The organism is Streptomyces chattanoogensis (assembly GCF_001294335.1).
Classification (GTDB): Bacteria; Actinomycetota; Actinomycetes; order Streptomycetales; family Streptomycetaceae; genus Streptomyces; species Streptomyces chattanoogensis.
The window spans coordinates 104,929-119,862 of the sequence record NZ_LGKG01000137.1; the positions used below are offsets into that span (position 1 = coordinate 104,929).

At 68.4% G+C, this 14,934-nt stretch carries 10 protein-coding genes and 4 pseudogenes; 7 read left to right on the top strand and 7 right to left on the bottom strand.

From position 1 onward, the window contains the following. Window positions 1-41 precede the first annotated feature (41 nt). Both ADL29_RS18210 and ADL29_RS18215 read left to right on the top strand, forming a co-directional pair. The gene (locus ADL29_RS18210; protein WP_425424257.1) at window positions 42-1,007 is read left to right on the top strand and encodes an AraC family transcriptional regulator; all 966 of its coding nucleotides are present in this window, start codon (window positions 42-44) and stop codon (window positions 1,005-1,007) included. Window positions 1,008-1,168: 161 nt separating this feature from the next. After that, window positions 1,169-1,897, top strand: a pseudogene (locus ADL29_RS18215) (IS5 family transposase); the annotation flags it as partial. Window positions 1,898-2,538: 641 nt separating this feature from the next. On the opposite strand, the gene ADL29_RS18220 reads toward ADL29_RS18215, so the two are convergent. The 6 genes and pseudogenes from ADL29_RS18220 to ADL29_RS18250 form a co-directional block, all read right to left on the bottom strand. Continuing rightward, window positions 2,539-2,967: a hypothetical protein gene (locus ADL29_RS18220; protein ID WP_053924699.1), complete on the bottom strand. Its 429-nt coding sequence runs from the start codon at window positions 2,965-2,967 to the stop codon at window positions 2,539-2,541. Then, a complete protein-coding gene (locus ADL29_RS18225) occupies window positions 2,964-3,548 on the bottom strand; it encodes a hypothetical protein (protein WP_053924700.1) in 585 nt (194 codons plus the stop codon). Before ADL29_RS18225 ends, ADL29_RS18220 begins: the two co-directional genes overlap by 4 nt. A gap of 21 nt (window positions 3,549-3,569) precedes the next feature. Continuing rightward, the gene (locus ADL29_RS18230; RefSeq protein WP_053924701.1) at window positions 3,570-3,896 is read right to left on the bottom strand and encodes a DUF6087 family protein; all 327 of its coding nucleotides are present in this window, start codon (window positions 3,894-3,896) and stop codon (window positions 3,570-3,572) included. A 76-nt stretch (window positions 3,897-3,972) separates the two neighbouring features. Beyond that, complete coding sequence (locus ADL29_RS18235) at window positions 3,973-6,045, bottom strand: SpoIIE family protein phosphatase (RefSeq protein WP_053924702.1); 2,073 nt, start codon at window positions 6,043-6,045, stop codon at window positions 3,973-3,975. 646 nt (window positions 6,046-6,691) lie between these two features. Then, the gene (locus tag ADL29_RS18240) at window positions 6,692-7,579 is read right to left on the bottom strand and encodes a DUF5655 domain-containing protein (RefSeq protein ID WP_053924703.1); all 888 of its coding nucleotides are present in this window, start codon (window positions 7,577-7,579) and stop codon (window positions 6,692-6,694) included. 820 nt (window positions 7,580-8,399) lie between these two features. After that, window positions 8,400-9,119 (bottom strand): annotated as a pseudogene (locus ADL29_RS18250) (IS6 family transposase). Between the two features lie 173 nt (window positions 9,120-9,292). Here ADL29_RS18250 and ADL29_RS18255 point away from each other — a divergent pair. The 5 genes and pseudogenes from ADL29_RS18255 to ADL29_RS18270 all read left to right on the top strand — a co-directional run. Then, a complete protein-coding gene (locus tag ADL29_RS18255; RefSeq protein ID WP_053924705.1) occupies window positions 9,293-9,628 on the top strand; it encodes an ArsR/SmtB family transcription factor in 336 nt (111 codons plus the stop codon). A gap of 3 nt (window positions 9,629-9,631) precedes the next feature. Beyond that, window positions 9,632-10,330, top strand: a complete 699-nt coding sequence (locus ADL29_RS18260) for a cation efflux transmembrane domain-containing protein (protein ID WP_053924742.1) — start codon at window positions 9,632-9,634, stop codon at window positions 10,328-10,330. A 126-nt stretch (window positions 10,331-10,456) separates the two neighbouring features. Further along, window positions 10,457-10,703, top strand: a pseudogene (locus ADL29_RS45330) ((2Fe-2S) ferredoxin domain-containing protein); the annotation flags it as partial. A gap of 1 nt (window position 10,704) precedes the next feature. Beyond that, on the top strand, window positions 10,705-11,091 hold the full coding sequence (locus tag ADL29_RS18265; protein ID WP_342671171.1) for an ArsR/SmtB family transcription factor: 387 nt from the start codon (window positions 10,705-10,707) through the stop codon (window positions 11,089-11,091). A 263-nt stretch (window positions 11,092-11,354) separates the two neighbouring features. Further along, window positions 11,355-12,672, top strand: a pseudogene (locus ADL29_RS18270) (pyridoxal-phosphate dependent enzyme); the annotation flags it as partial. Between the two features lie 46 nt (window positions 12,673-12,718). Here ADL29_RS18270 and ADL29_RS18275 read toward each other — a convergent pair. Then, the gene (locus ADL29_RS18275; RefSeq protein WP_053924706.1) at window positions 12,719-14,932 is read right to left on the bottom strand and encodes a heavy metal translocating P-type ATPase; all 2,214 of its coding nucleotides are present in this window, start codon (window positions 14,930-14,932) and stop codon (window positions 12,719-12,721) included. Between the last annotated feature and the right edge of the window lie 2 nt (window positions 14,933-14,934).

Below are 14,934 nucleotides of genomic sequence, written 5' to 3' on the forward strand. Positions count from 1 at the left end.
GAAACGCTCCGCTGCATAGGAGTTCGTCTACGATGACATCCGTGGATCCTTTGAGTGCGCTGCTCAGTGGCATCCGGGCCGAGGGCTCGGTCGTCAGCCACGCCGTGCTGGAAGCGCCCTGGACCATCCGCTTCGCCGACGGCGCCCCGCTCACGATGGTCAGCGTGTTGCGGGGCGGTGGCATCCTGCTGCTGCCCGACGGTGCCGAACAAGCGGTCGGCGTCGGCGACACGGCCATCGTGCGCAGCCCCGACACATTTCACCTCGTGGACCAGCCGGCCACCCTCGACCGCCCACACATCGAGTACGAAATCGCGTGCTTCGCAGCGGATGCCGAATGCACTGCCCAAGACCTCGGCGGCATCCGCTGGGGCAACGAACCGGACGGAGCAACCGCACTGATCGTGGGCGCCTACCGCGCCTCGGGCCATCGCCATGAACGACTGCTCCGCGCGTTGCCGCCCGTACTCGTGATCAACGAGGGCACAGAGGTCTGCGCCTGGCTGGAGACGGCCGCGGCCGACGCCGCCCTGCGCTCGGCCGGCTCCCAGGCTCTGATGGACCGACTGCTGGACTGGGCCCTGGTGTGTACGCTGCGTACCTGGTTCGACCGGGCGGGCTCGGAAGCCCCCGACTGGTACCGCGGCCTGGCCGACCCGGTCCTCGCCCCCGCCCTCGAAGCCTTCCACGCCCGGCCCTCCAAGGGATGGACGGTAGAGGCGCTCGCCACCGAATCCGGTGTCTCCCGAGCGCTGTTCGCCAAACGCTTCACCGAGGTGATGGGTCGCCCGCCGCTGACCTACCTCACCGAATGCCGTATGGACGAGGCCGAGGCACTCCTGTCCGACACCGACTCCTCCATCGCTCTGATCGCCAAGTCTGTCGGCTACGCCGATGCCTTCGGCTTCAGCGCCGCCTTCAAACGCCATCGGGGCGTGAGCCCCAGCGCCTTCCGCGCGGCAACAGCCCCTGAAAGGGCGCTACGTCCCTTCCCTCTCGGTTCATGATCGCTCGTTCGTGGTACTGGTCGTCGTGCGGCCCAACTGATCGGCATATTCATGCTGAGAGGGCGTTAAGTCCCGTTCGGGATGGTCTGATGTCGCCCGTTCGTGGGTGATGGGACAGTTCCGTCCTCATGTCATGTCGTGTGCATGATGGGGTCGCGGGCATGGAACGGATGCCGTACGCAACTGACTTGTCCGACGAGCAGTGGTCGTTGATCGAGCCGCTGGTCACCGCGTGGAAGCAGGAGCGGGTGGCGCGGTCGACGACCGGGGACCCGGGCTCCTGCGACCTGCGCGAGGTCGTGAACGCGCTGCTCTACCAGAACCGGACGGGCTGTCAGTGGAGGCTCCTGCCGCACGACCTCCCGGCCTGGTCTGCGGTGTTCTACTACTTCACCCTGTGGCGCCAGGACGGCCTTGACCAACGGATCCAGGAGATCCTGCGCTGCCAGGTGCGGGAGCGGGCCAGACGATTAGAGGACCCGTCCCTGGTGATCATCGACACCCAGTCCGTCCGCGTGGCGGCCGGGGTGCCGAAGACGACGACGGGACTGGACGCAAACAAGAAGACGCCCGGCAGGAAGCGCGGGCTCGCCGTGGACGTTTTGGGCCTGATCACCGGCGTGGTGGTCCTGCCCGCCTCCGCGCACGACAACGAGGCCGGCATCGCCCTCCTGGACCAGGCGGTGGAGCGGTGCGGGCTGCGCGCCGCGCAGAGCGCCACCGTCTACCAGCGCATCGTGACCGCCTTCAACGAGTACCCCGGGAAGGTGTTCCGCGTCCGCGATCTGTACGAACACCTTGGCTTGCCCACCGACGAGCCCTCGATCAACGTCACCCGCTCCCGCCTGAGCCGACTCGTCCGCCAAGGGCTCCTCGAACAACCCGGACGCGGCCAATATCAGAAACGGACTTAACGCCCTCTGAGATCCCTGGGCTTCCGCAACCCTCGGACCTATCCTCGGTCGCTCTTAAGCGTGCGCTGCGGGCGCATTTGCTTCGCCGTTTGCGCGCGGAGTTGCCCGCGGATGAGGCGCGCGAGGTGCGCCGGTCGCTGATCTCGAATCGGGTTCGCCGGGCGACGGAGCGGCAGCACGTACCGAGCGGCTACGTGAACGCAGCTGGTGACTATGTCGCCCCGGCGCCTTCGACCCGTTCGAGGACTGCGACCCGGACGAAGATCCGGGGCTTTTTTGGTCGGAGTGACCGGCGACGGGCCGCGCTTCGGTGCGGGGCCTTTGCTGTGTCTGGTAGGGATCGCGCCCGGTCCAGGATGACATGAGCATGTCTCAGGTGGCGCCACTCCAAGGGCGGCGACCTTGTCTCATCCGGCGGCGACCGCCCGTGCATCGTGTACGGGGCCGGACTGCCCACGGCCGGCGGCTCCTCCCACCCGCCCGCGCCGGACAGCGCTCTGAAGGGCCAGGCGAAGCCCAAGACGCCGTCCGCGCCCGAGCAGAAGATCCCCGCCGTCCCGAAAGCCCCGGCCGCCCCTCAAGCCCCCGTTCGTGGTCAAGCGGTAGTCATCGAAGGGTCAATGCCCCTGATCAGAGCGGCGGTTGACCTGATCGTCGCGCGTCGCGAGGGACAATCCGGTGCGGTCGGGGGCGATGACGAACTCACCGCCGGCCGATCTCCAGTCCACAGCCAGCCCTGCGGCTCGCCGCGCGCGCCTGTACGTCAACGCCCACCCCATGTCGCGCTCCGCCGTCCCATCCGCTCCGATCTGCGTGCGCCACCACAACCAGCCGTACGGATACTTCCGGTCCGCCGCCAGCGGCGGCGCGAAGGCGTGCGTCGTGGTGCCACTGAGCTGCGCCATCGAATCGGTGGCACGCTGGATGCCACCAAGCGCGATCAGGTCCCCCCGGATCCCCTCTTTCAAGCTGTGCACGAACCCCCTGCCGATGACCGCGATGGCCACGGCGAGGATGACGCCGAGGATCGTCCAGCCCTCGCTCACGACGCCTCCCGTATGCGCGAGACCACCCGCAGACCGGAACGCCCCGGCCCGCCCGGCGTCCCGGCGCTCACGCCGCAGAACTGGGCCAGCACCGGCTGGAACTCCCTCACCGCCGCCGTCGTCTCGTCGTACGCGGCCCGCCCCGCAGTGAAATGCGACCAGGCGCGCACAGTGTCAGGGGTTACGTACTGCCGGGACATCTCGCTGTTGGTGTCCTCCGCTGCGGCGTCGAGGCGAAACCGTGTGTTGCAGTGATGGATCCAGGACGAGCGCAGCGACATGAGGTTCCCCGCGGCCACCATGGCAGGCAGGAGCGTCAGTACCAAGCGCGAGTCGGGGGCGATGCCCGCGGCGAGCTTCCGCAGCGCGTGGTGCACCGCGCTGCTGTCGTATACCGCCTCTGCGATGCGGCAATCAGGATCTTGCCCCGGCAGGATGGCGACGAACGGCGTGCGGGTCGCCACCACCACGTGCGTATTCCAGGCCAACTCCCGCTCGCTGTGAGGCGACGTCCGGTCGGGCATGTTCTCCCCCTCGTACACAATGTGCGTCGAACGCCTGTCTACCCGACCAATGCTCATGCCACAACGATCACAGGAGCATCACGCGTCACTGTCCTTAGCGGAGGAGGGCCGCCGATGCCGGCCCCGCCCCTTGCCCAACGCAGGACGGTCCCACTCGGTGGGCTTCTCCTCGGCCGGCTGCGGCGGGTACAGGATCGCCTTCGCGGCAGCCAGGCTCTCCACGACGCTCACTGTCACCCACTCAGTGCCGTCGTGCTCCTGGATCACCCTGGGCGCGTCCGGCTCGACGTGCGCCCCGCAGTGCGGGCCCGAGCTGAGCGGCACCGCCCGCAGCTGGCCTTTATTCCGCGCCCGGCGTTGCTCGCGCTTGCGCGCCCACTCCGCCAACGATTCCTCGTCGTCCATCGCGTCAGCATGGCCCAAATGCGCTCCGCCCCGCCACCGAGGGCTGGACTCAGTGGGGGTGGGGCTCGTCTCCGCTCTACGGAGGGCCGCTGCGTGGGCGAGGCTGTGGCGGATGGTCCTGGACGCGGGCAAAGAGGAGGGCCACGTCGTCGTGGCCATCCGGTTGTCGCAGGGCGTGTAGGAGCTGGTCGCAGGCTTCTTCCAGGGCCCCATGGGGTTCGGCGAGGAGGCCCAGGAGCACGTGCAGGCGGGTGTCGATGGGCTGGTCGCGGGTCTCGACCAGGCCATCGGTATACAGGAGGAGCTGGTCACCGGGGTGGAGGTCGAGCGTGGTGGTGTCGAAGGGGATGTCGCCGACGCCGAGGGGGACGCCGGTGGGCAGTTCAAGGAGCTGAGGGGCGAGGCTGGCTCGTATCAGGACAGGTGGCAGGTGGCCGGCGGTGGAGATGCGCCACTGCCGGCGGCCGGGGTCGCAGATGGCGTAGACGCAGGTGGCGATGCACTGCTCCAGGCCCCTGGTGCTGCAGTCGAGGTTGTGCAGGACCTGGGCCGGCTCCAGGTCGAGGTTGGCCAGGGAGCGGATGGCGCTGCTGAGCTGGCCCATGGTGGCGGCGGCGGTGACGCCGCTGCCCATCACGTCACCGACGACCAGGGCCGTCTTGCCGCCAGGTAGGGGGATGACGTCGAACCAGTCGCCGCCGACCTCGCTGGCGGCGCCGGCGGGCTGGTAGCGGTAGGCGATCTCCAGTCCGGGCCGGTGCGGCGGGTGCTGGGGCAGGAGGCTGCGCTGCAGGGTGAGCGCCGTGCTGCGTTCGCGCTGGTACCAGCGGGCGTTGTCGATGGACACGGCAGCCCGCGCGGCCAGCTCGCTGGCCAGGACCAGGTCGTCTTCGTCGAAAGGCGCCGGGTTGCGGATGCGCTTGAGGTCCAGGGCGCCGAGTACCTCGCCGCGGGCGGTCAGGGGCACGGCCAAGTAGGAGTGCAGGCCAGCACGTGCCAGGAGGGCTGCGCCTGCGGGGTCGCGGGCGATGCGCGACAGGTCGCTGCGCTCCACGCGGGGGACGAGGACCGGCTCCCCGTAGGTCACACACTGGGTCACCAGGCGATCGGCGCCATAGTGCGCGAGGTCGCCGATGGGGTCGGCGGCACGTAGCGCTTCGGTGGGGTAGGCCGCCTTCACCGCCAGTGCCCGGAACAGCGACGACCCCTGCGCCGGCCGTGGCGGGCTGCGGCGGTCCAGGGCGCTGTCGAGGATGTCGACCGCGGCGACGTCGGCCAGGTCGGGCACGACGATGTCAGCAAGCTCGTGCGCGGTCCGGTCCAGGTCGAGAGTCGTGCCGATGAGCACGGAGGCGTCCGCGATGAGCGCGAGGCGCTGCCGCGCGTGGTGTGCCTCGGCAGCCATACGGTGCCGGTCGGTGACGTCCACGATCGATTTCGCCACCCCCAGCACCTTCCCCCTGGGGTCCTCCAGCCGGAAGGTCGACACCGACCACACATGCTCATGATCCGGGTCGGCGAAGGTGCGCCCGACGATCTCCTGGTCCAGGATCGGGACGCCAGTAGCGAGCACCTGGCGCATCGAGAGCTCGATGGCCTTGTAGTCCAAATGGGGCAGAACGTCACGGACGCGCCGGCCAACCAGCTCCTCGGCGGTCAGACCGTCGATGCGCTCCAGCGCGGGATTGCACGTGACATACCGCAGATCGGTGTCCATGACCACCAACCCGATCGGAGACTGGGAAACCAGCGCAGTGCACAGGGCCACGTCCCGCTCCACCCGCCGCACCGTAGCCTGATCCGAGGCCAGACCCAGCGCATAGAGATCGTTCCGGTCGTCCGACAGCCGCATGTTGCGGAACTCCACCAGCCTGGTGCTGCCGTCCTTGTGTCGAATCGGGAACACCCCCGCCCAGATGCCACTACCCGCCATGACCTGGGCGAACAACTCCAGGACCTGCTCCAAGTGCTCTTCGTGGACCAAAAGCCGCCCGGCGTACTGGCCCAATGCCTCACCGGCCGAGTAACCGAACAGCGCCTCCGCCTGCGGGCTCCACAGCACAATCCGCCCGTCCGCATCGAGCACAACGGCCGCGACATTCAGCAGGTCCAGCAGCCCACCAGGCCCTGACGCCCGTCTGCAGGTCACCGCGACGTTAGATCCTCCGGCCGGGAGGCTGCCCCGCTGCACTACCCGCCCGGCACCCGGCCCCTCGGCCGGTGCCCGGTGACCGAACGGAGCACCACATGCAGTCCGCCGTCCTCCAGGCCATCGACACCTGGGAGCAGCACTGGCACCAGACGCAGGCTGCGGCCCTCGCCGCGCTGAAGACCGCGTTCCCCCACCTCGAAGACCAGCCGCGCTACGTGGGCAGCGACGACATCCGGCTGGAGTACGAGGAAGTCGGGCTCGGCGGCGGGCGGGTCTGCGTCGACGACGAGGGCTTAGCGCCGATTTTCGTTCCGATGTTCCAAGCCCCAGCCACATCCGCTCTCTCGTCGCTCAGTAACCCGGGGCCAGGCCGTCGCGACGGGGCCGCGCCCAGACGCCGGCCCGCCATCAGACCTGCAAACGCACGACCGAGCCTCCCGGGCGGTGACCACCGCAGCAATGTTGCCCACGATCTGGGGAGGCGATGGGGCAACATAGCCGCAGATCGGCGGTTGGCCAAACGCGCCATTCTCCGGAGGATTGTTACTCCACCGCCATTACCTGACCGGCACGTCGAAAGGCAGCGCACGAACGACCGCAGACCATAACCGCCCCCGCCCGCGTCCTTCGACTCCCGGGCTCACTACGCCGCGGCGTAGCTGAGACGGAACAGGTCCTGGGCACGCTCCAAGTCCCGCTCCGTACGCAGCTGCACCTCCAGGTCGCCCGTGCCGTGGTGACCCAGTCCCGTCACGTCCCGGGTGAACCCAGGAACGAGGTCGACGCCCTTCGGGTCGGCCTTGAGGTAGACCAGGAGCTTGGTCTGCTGTGGAGGACAGACGCAGGCGAAGTTCCGCAGCCGCTGGTAGGCCGCGTACTGCTTGCGCTGGACCCGGGTGACGCCGTCCCCGAGGCCGAGAAGCGCCCCGTCGACCGCCTCCGCCAGCTCCGCCATCGCTCCGTCCCGTCTACGGGCCGGCGGCAGCCCGGCCGCGCGTCGGCGGGCACGCTTGGTTGCCGCCGACTGGCCGGTGACGGAAGCCACGGTCTCAAGGCCGATGTGGTCGTTGCCGAAGTACCGGTAGCGGACCAGGTCGATGCTGCGGCGGTGCTCGCGTACGGCGTGCGCGTCGTAGCGGGTGAAGTCGCCGGCGACGCAGATCAGCCTGGGGCTGCTCCACAGGATCTGGGACGCGGCCGAGGCCCCGAGTCGGTCGCGGACCAGGTTCCGGAAGGCGTCCTTGTGGTCCATCAGCCAGGCCATGTAGTAGAGACCTTGATGTATCACGCCTGCGTCAGTGCCGCGCTTGAATTCGATGACCGTGGGCGCGTTGTTCTCGTCGAGCCCCAGCGAGTCGATCCGCCCGCCGTCGACGCAGTCGATGACGTACTCGCTCGCCAGGAACCGCACCCCCAGCATCGTCTCCATGTGCGCCTCGATGAGGTCCTGCACATCCGCCTCGACCTCGGCAAGACGCGGCGTGACCTCGGTCACGCCGTCTTTCGTGTTGAACAGCTTCAGGCCCGACACCTTCCCCTCCTCGACTCGAAGAGCAGGAACGTCGGGCGGGTGCAGAATTGTTTCCGCGATGGGCTGCTGATCCGTGAAGATTGTGTGAGACCCTACGTACGGCCCGCCTGGGGCGCTCGCGTCCCACGGATCCTGTGGGATCTACTGATCCCACATACGTCCCACAAGCTCCGTGGGGCGAGTGCTGGAAGACTGCGTTTTCGCAGCTCAGCCCCCGTAGCTCAGTGGATAGAGCAGGCGCCTTCTAAGCACCTGATCTACCGAGTTGCGCGCTGACAGCGAGGCACCAACGGCTGCTCACCGTTCAGAAATCCGCACAGCTGCCAGAGCGGTAGCCATTTAACCGCTCCGCCGGCGTCGATATTTCAAAATGGCCGCCACAGATGGCGATACCTGCTGAAGTTCGTGCGCCTGTTTCCTCAGCAAGGGACGCAACAGAACTTGATTTGCGTCAGCAGCCCCAGGCCCAGCAGCCCGCACCAAATAAAGACCCGAGGCGTGACCTCATTGCTTGATTGGCGCTCCGGCAGAGAGGCGACGGCCCACGCGCGCCGCACCTCGCTTGTTTCGCCGACCTCCGTCGGGTCCACACGCTCCCGGGCGAAGCGCCGCTCCGCCCTCAGCCTCAGCCACAAGCCTGGCGTCACCTCTGCAGCAACGTTGTCGGGCAGCCTCATCTCCCCCGTAGGCGGGCCGATTGTCAGTGGCACCTGTCAGGGTATGCCGCAGTGTGTAGTGAGCCGAGGGGGCACAGGGGTGTTGTCAACTTATGTGACTGAAGGGCGGGTTGGGGCATGCTGGCCTGCCGGGCCGGTTGTCTTCAGGCGGTGACTGTGCAGCCGGTGGCTTCTCGCCAGGTGATGAAGCGGTGGTGCATTTCGGTTCGGTAGTCACGGGCTGTGAGCAGGTGGCGTCGGGGCCGGAAGTGGGGGTGAGATGCCGCTGAAAGCGGAGAGGAATCTCTGTGCGTGGCCGGGTGAGGTGAAGCGCCGCATGGCGCGCTCCCGTTGCCTCGTGGGCTGATGCGAGTTTTCCGCCCGGTTGTTCAGGTACCGAGAGCTGCGGTGCTCCACCGAGGGCATCACCTGGCGGTGCGCCGCGCCACAGGGAGCGCGGCTTGTCCGTAACGATCACCCGGGGCAGATACTCGTACTCCTTGAGCAGGCGGCGGAAGAACCGCTCGGCCGCACGCGCGTTCCGCTTGGGCTGGACGAGAATGTCGAGGACGTTGCCGTCCTGGTCAACGGCACGCCAGAGGTAGTGCTGCCGCCCGTTGGTCTTGATGAAACCTCGTCCATGTGCCACTTGTCCCGGGCCTGGGGCGACGCCGGCGCAGCCGGTTGGCGTAGTCCTGGCCGAACTTGGCGCACCACTGCCGCACCATCTCGTACGAGACCGTGACGCCCCGCTCCAGTATCAGCTCCTCGATCTCCCGGAAGGAGAGCGGGAAACGGTGGTACAGCCACACACAGTGAGCGATGACCTCGCCCGGATACCGGAAGCCCTTGGACGACGGAGCGTCGACGGTGGCGGTCTCCACGAACAGGCCCTCTCCAAGACGATCGACCGAAAATCATCCCACGGACCCCGACCACCAAGTTGACGGTGCCGCGGCGGCCCCGTCGATGCCGATCTCCCCAGACCTTCGTCCGACCGCCCCGCAGCAAACAGTTCACCATTACCTGAATTCAAGATTCTATGTACTCTAAAGAGATGCTGACCCTTGCCACCGAAGTCCAGGTACTGGCGCGCTTCGGGCGGGCCCTCGCTGACCCGATCCGCTGCCAGTTGATGCTGGCCCTGCGCGAATCCCCGGAGCACCCTGCCCATTTGGCCGACCGGCTCGGGATCTCGCGCACCCGGCTGTCCAATCACCTGGCATGCCTGCGCGACTGCGGGCTGGTGGTCGCGGTACCTGTCGGTCGCCGCACCCGCTATGAACTCGCCGACCCCCGGCTCGGTCATGCACTCGACAACCTGCGCACCGCGATCACCGCCGTCGAGGCCGACCGCACTTGCGTCGAAGCCGACAAGAGGGGGTGCTGCTAGGTGATGTCCACGTCCATAGGCACCGGCCCGGCCCACCAGGAGGTACTCGCGCGCCGGATACGTCTGCTGGTGGCCGCCACCATCACCTACAACGTCATCGAGGCGGTCGTCGCCATCATGTGCGGCGCTCTCGCCTCCTCCGCCGCCCTCATCGGCTTCGGCTTCGACTCGGTGATCGAGGTCTCCTCCGCCGTTGCTGTGGCATGGCAGTTCTCCGCCAGCGACCAGGCCGTCCGCGAGGCCCGGGAGAAGACCACCCTTCGCATCATCGCGCTTTCGTTCTTCGCCCTCGCTGCATACGTGGCTGTCGACTCCCTCCGGGCGCTCACGGGCACTGGTGAAGCCGCGCACTCGGTAGCCGGCATCGTCCTTGCTGCCCTCTCGCTGGCTGTCATGCCGTTCCTGTCGTTCGCCCAGCGCAAGGCCGGACGCGAACTCCACTCTGCCGCCGCGGTCGCCGACTCCAAGCAGACCCTGCTGTGCACCTACCTGTCCGCCGTGCTCCTGCTCGGGCTCCTTGCCAACCTGCTGTTCGACTGGGCGTGGGCCGACCCGATCGCCGCCCTCGTGATCGCCACCGTCGCTGCCAAGGAAGGCCGCGACGCCTGGCGCGGAGACGGATGCTGCACGATGCCCGCTGCCTCTGAGGCGCCCGCCACTTCCGGCGTCAACGGCTGCCGATCCGGATCCGATGCCTGCTGAGTCCCGCTGCGCTGCACCAAGGCGAGCAGCTGAAGGTGCAGCTGTCCCTTCGCCCGTTCCCCGGGCGGACCTGAGCGCACCCGCCGGTCCTTCAACGGCGCCGCCATCAGTACCTCGTCGGCGGTGTGGCAGCTCGCCCGACTCCGCGCCGCCGCAGCGGAATCGGGCGGGCGGTTCGCGGACCGCTCAACCGAATGCCTCGGCCCGTGCGGACAGGCCAACATCGTCGTCGTCCAGCCCTCCGGCGAAGGCCGTCGCCGGAGGGCTGGCGGGCGACCTGGATCGGCTGGGCGCTGGGGATGACAGCACCGACGACAAATTCCCCTGGGCGCAGGCGCGTACCCGCGCTCACGGACGCTGTGCACGCCGGTGACATGGCGAGCGGTCTGCCAGTGCAGGTCAGGGCCGCTCGCCTCGGCGACGCCACGGTCTGCACGGTCGCCGCCACCCTTCAGACCCTGGGCACCCCGTCCCGGTTCCTGATTCTCACGCGACTGCGGCACGGGCCGCTGTCGGTGACCGAACTCACCGCGGCCGTCGGGACGGAGCAGTCCGCCGTCTCCCACCAATTCGCTGCTGTGCGTCCTCAGCCTCTTCACCGCCGCCGTGCTGGGCGAAGCATCGTCTACCGCCTCTACGACAATCACGTCGCGCAACTACTGGACGAAGCCTTTACCGCATCGAGCACTTGCGCCTCGCCATGCGCGATGACGCGGATGCCGCTCCCGGCGGTTGACCGCAATGAGGCAGGGGCCTGGTAGACGCGCTCTCAAAGGGTGTAATGACCCTAGCAAGGGGGAAGTGGTTACCGTCGAACCGCGCACGTCGAGGTCGGGCATGCCCGTACGAGGGGTCTCGTGGCGGCTGCCTGTGTATCCGGACCCGCGTCTGAGGTCTCTGCCAATATCGGAGGAGTTCCTCCGCATTCGTCGCCGAGCGGGGCTCTGCGCCTCTCAAGACGCGGTTTCCGGAGCCGGTGCCTCGACGGGCACTACTGGCCGATCACACGTCCGGGGGGACAGCCGTGTTGTACGACAGCATCATCGACGCCATCGGGAATACCCCGCTGGTGCACATCGACCCGGCCGTGCACGGTCTGCGTCACATCGACCTGTACGCCAAACTGGAGTTGCTCAACCCCTTCGGCTCGGTCAAGGACCGCGCCGCGTGGAACATGGCGCAGCCCGGCCTGGCTACCGCAGTGGAGAGGGGCAGCCAGGTAGTGGAGCTGTCCAGCGGCAATACGGCGAAGGCCCTGGCTGTGATCGCGGGGATGCACGGCCTGTCGTTCAAGAGCGTCACGAACCGGATGCGGGTACCGGAAATCAAGGATCTGCTTCTGCTGCTGGGTGCCGAGATCGAGGAGCTGCCCGGACAGACCGAATGCCTCGACCCGACCAATACCGAAGACCCGTTGACTCTCTTTCACCGGGAGTTGTCCGAGCCCGGCAGGGCTTACCTGCACACGGACCAGTACTTCAATGCCCGCAACAGCGAGGCGCACGCCGCCGGCACCGGGCCGGAGATCGTGAAGGATCTGGGCGGCCGGGCACCAGACTGGTTCATCGCCTGCGTGGGTACCGCCGGTTCCTCCACCGGGGTGGCAGGAGTGCTGCGCGGGCACGATCCGAACGTGAAGGTTGTGGGTCTGGTTGCGGGCAAGCACGACTTCATACCGGGCATCCGCACCATCGATGAGGCATATGAGGTCGGCCTCGTCGACCCGGCCACCTACGATGCTCCGGAGCCGGTGACCTCCGACGAGGCCATTGACGGCATGCTGACCCTGGCCCGCCGCTGCGGCATCCTGGCCGGACCCACCGGCGGAGCCGCCTACCACGGGACCGTACGACACCTACGCGCGGCCGATACAGAGCTGACGTCACGTCAGGCCAGAGGCGGGGGGCCGCAAATCGGCGGTATTCATCGTGCGCGACCGTATCGAGAGCTACGTCAGCTATATCAAGCAGCGGCGTCCCGACCTCTCCCATCAGCCGCCTCGCAAGAACTCGGTGGCCGACCTGACCAGCGCTGAGATCGGCGCGGCCTCGGTTATCGACGTCCAGGAAGCCCAGCAGTGGATCGCGCAGGAGCGGCCCGTGGTGGTCGACCTGCGCAGCCCGTTCGCGTATGCCTCGCTGCACATCGAGGGAGCGATCAACATCGTCGACGAGCTGTTCGCCGAGCTGGTGCGAGGGGGCTTGCCGTTCAGCAGGCGGCAGCCGGTCCTGCTGACCTGTCCCGTCGGCGAACAGTCCGCCCGTTACGCTGCGCTGCTGACGCGTATGGGACATCCCGACGTCCGTAGTCTCACCGGCGGCATCATTGCCTGGCGCGACGCTGACCCGGGACTGACGGGGAGGCCGGGACACGCTCCCGGGCGAGATGTCAGCGCACCCGGTGGTCCTCCAGTGGCGCTGCGATCAGTACGTCGTCGGCCACCGGGGGAAGGTGCGGGGTGTGGTTGACCAGCCGGGCGGAGTTGCCGACCACTGCGATGCTGCTGGTGTTGTGCAGCAGAGCGGCCAGGACCGGGTTCATGGAGCCGCCGGCGCCTGCGATCAGGCCGAGGAGGTTGACGCCGATGGCGAGGCCGTAGTTCTGGCGGACGACGCGCAGGGTGTGGCGGCTGAGTTCGACGACGGCGGGGACCTGCCGCAGGTCGTCGCCGGGCAGGGCGATGTCGGCGGTTTCCAGGGCGACATGGGAGGAGTGCGCGCCCATGGAGATGCCGACGTCGGCGAGGGCCAGGGCGGGGGCGTCGTTGGTGCCGTCGCCGACCATCGCGACCGTGTAGCCCTCAGCCTGGAGATCGCGGATCAGCTGGAGCTTGCCCTCGGGCAGAGCGTGCGCGTGGACTTCGGCGATGCCGAGGGTGTCGGCGACGGCCTGGGCGGTCTCGGGTGCGTCGCCGGTGAGCAGCACTACACGGGACACTCCGAGGTCGGTCAGCTGCCGGATGACGGTGCCGGCCCCAGACCGTACGGCGTCGGAGACTCCGAGCAGGCCGATCAGGTCCTCGTCGTGGGCGATGCAGATGACGGTCTCGCCACCGCCGCGCAGCTGTTCGGTCCATCCCTGGGCTTCACCGGTCAGCTCGACGCCGTGCTGGCGGAGCAAGGCGGGGCTGCCCACCAGCAGCTGGGTGCCATCGAGTTCGGCGCGCATGCCCATGCCGAGGACGACTTCGCAGGCTTGGTGGATGGGCGCGCGCAGGTGTTGTTCCTCGGTGTGGGCGACGATGGCCTGGGCGAGGGGGTGGCGGGCGTGCAGTTCGCCGGAGGCGGCCAGGGAGAGGACCTGGTCGGCGGTGTATCGGTCGCTGAGGGTGACCACGCTGGTGACCAGCGGCCGCCCGAAGGTGAGGGTGCCGGTCTTGTCGAAGACGACGGCGGTGACCCGGCCGATGCCCTCCAGGTGGGTGCCGCCCTTGATGAGGGTGCCGCGGCGGGCGCCGTTGCCGATGGCGGCGCTGATGGCGGTGGGCGTGGCGAGCCCGGCCGCGCAGGGACAGGCGATCAGCAGCATCGTCATGGCGCGGCGGGCGTCGCGGGTGACGGCGTAGGTCAGGGCGGCGAGGGCGAAGGAGACGGGGACGAAGCGCTGGGTGAAGCGGGTGGCGACGGTTTGGATCGGCGCCCGGTCGGACTGCGCCTCCTCGACGCGGCTGATGATGCGGCCGACGGTGGTGTCCGCGCCGACGGAGGTGGCACGGACGGTGAGCGAGCCGGAGGTGACGATGGTCCCGGCGTAGACCTCGGCGTCCGCGCGGGCGTAGATGGGCAGCGCCTCACCGGTGATCGCGGCTTGGTCGACGAGGGCTTCGCCGCTGACGACCTGTCCGTCGACCGGGATCCGGTGGTGCTCGTAGACGGCCACGGCGTCGCCCGGCGCGACCTCTTCGAGCGCCACCTCGACCTCGACACGTCCCTCGCCGTCCGCTCCTTCGCCTCCATCCTCCCGCACGAGCCAGACCCGCTCCTCGCCGATGGTGAGCAACTCCTCGATGGCGCGCCGGGTACGGCGCAGGGTCAGGGTCTGTAGAAACTCGCCGATGTTCAGCAGCCACAGGACGGTGAGGGCCACCACGTTCTCGCGCAGTACCAGCGAGATGACGGTGGCTGCCGTAACGAGGGTGTCGGTACCTGGGTGACTGCGGCCGCGCAGCGAACGCAGGGCGCCACGGAAGAACGGCAGGCCGGTGAAGAGGGTGATTGCCCCCAGGAGGCCGGAGGAGCCGGCAGTGATGCGGGGGCGGCGCAGCAGCCGGCGCACAGCTACGAGAGCGAGGACCGCGCCACCAACGACCAGCCGGGCGAGTTCGCCGGTGGAGGAGTCGGGCGTGGAACGCGTGGGTTTCGCGGGCATGGAGGCGGGTGGGGCCTCTTCGAGTGCGGCGATCAAGCGGTCGACGTCCAGGAGGTCCGGCACCATCCAGATCACCACGCTGCCGGTGCGCGGGAAAATGCGCAGCGCCCGGAAGCCCCGCATCCCAGTCAGCCGTTCATCGACCAAGCCTGCACTGCCGGGGCGCGCCCGTACCCACGGGACGGTCAGCCGGGCCCGTCCCGAGGCGACGGAGCGGACGACCACACCGGACATGG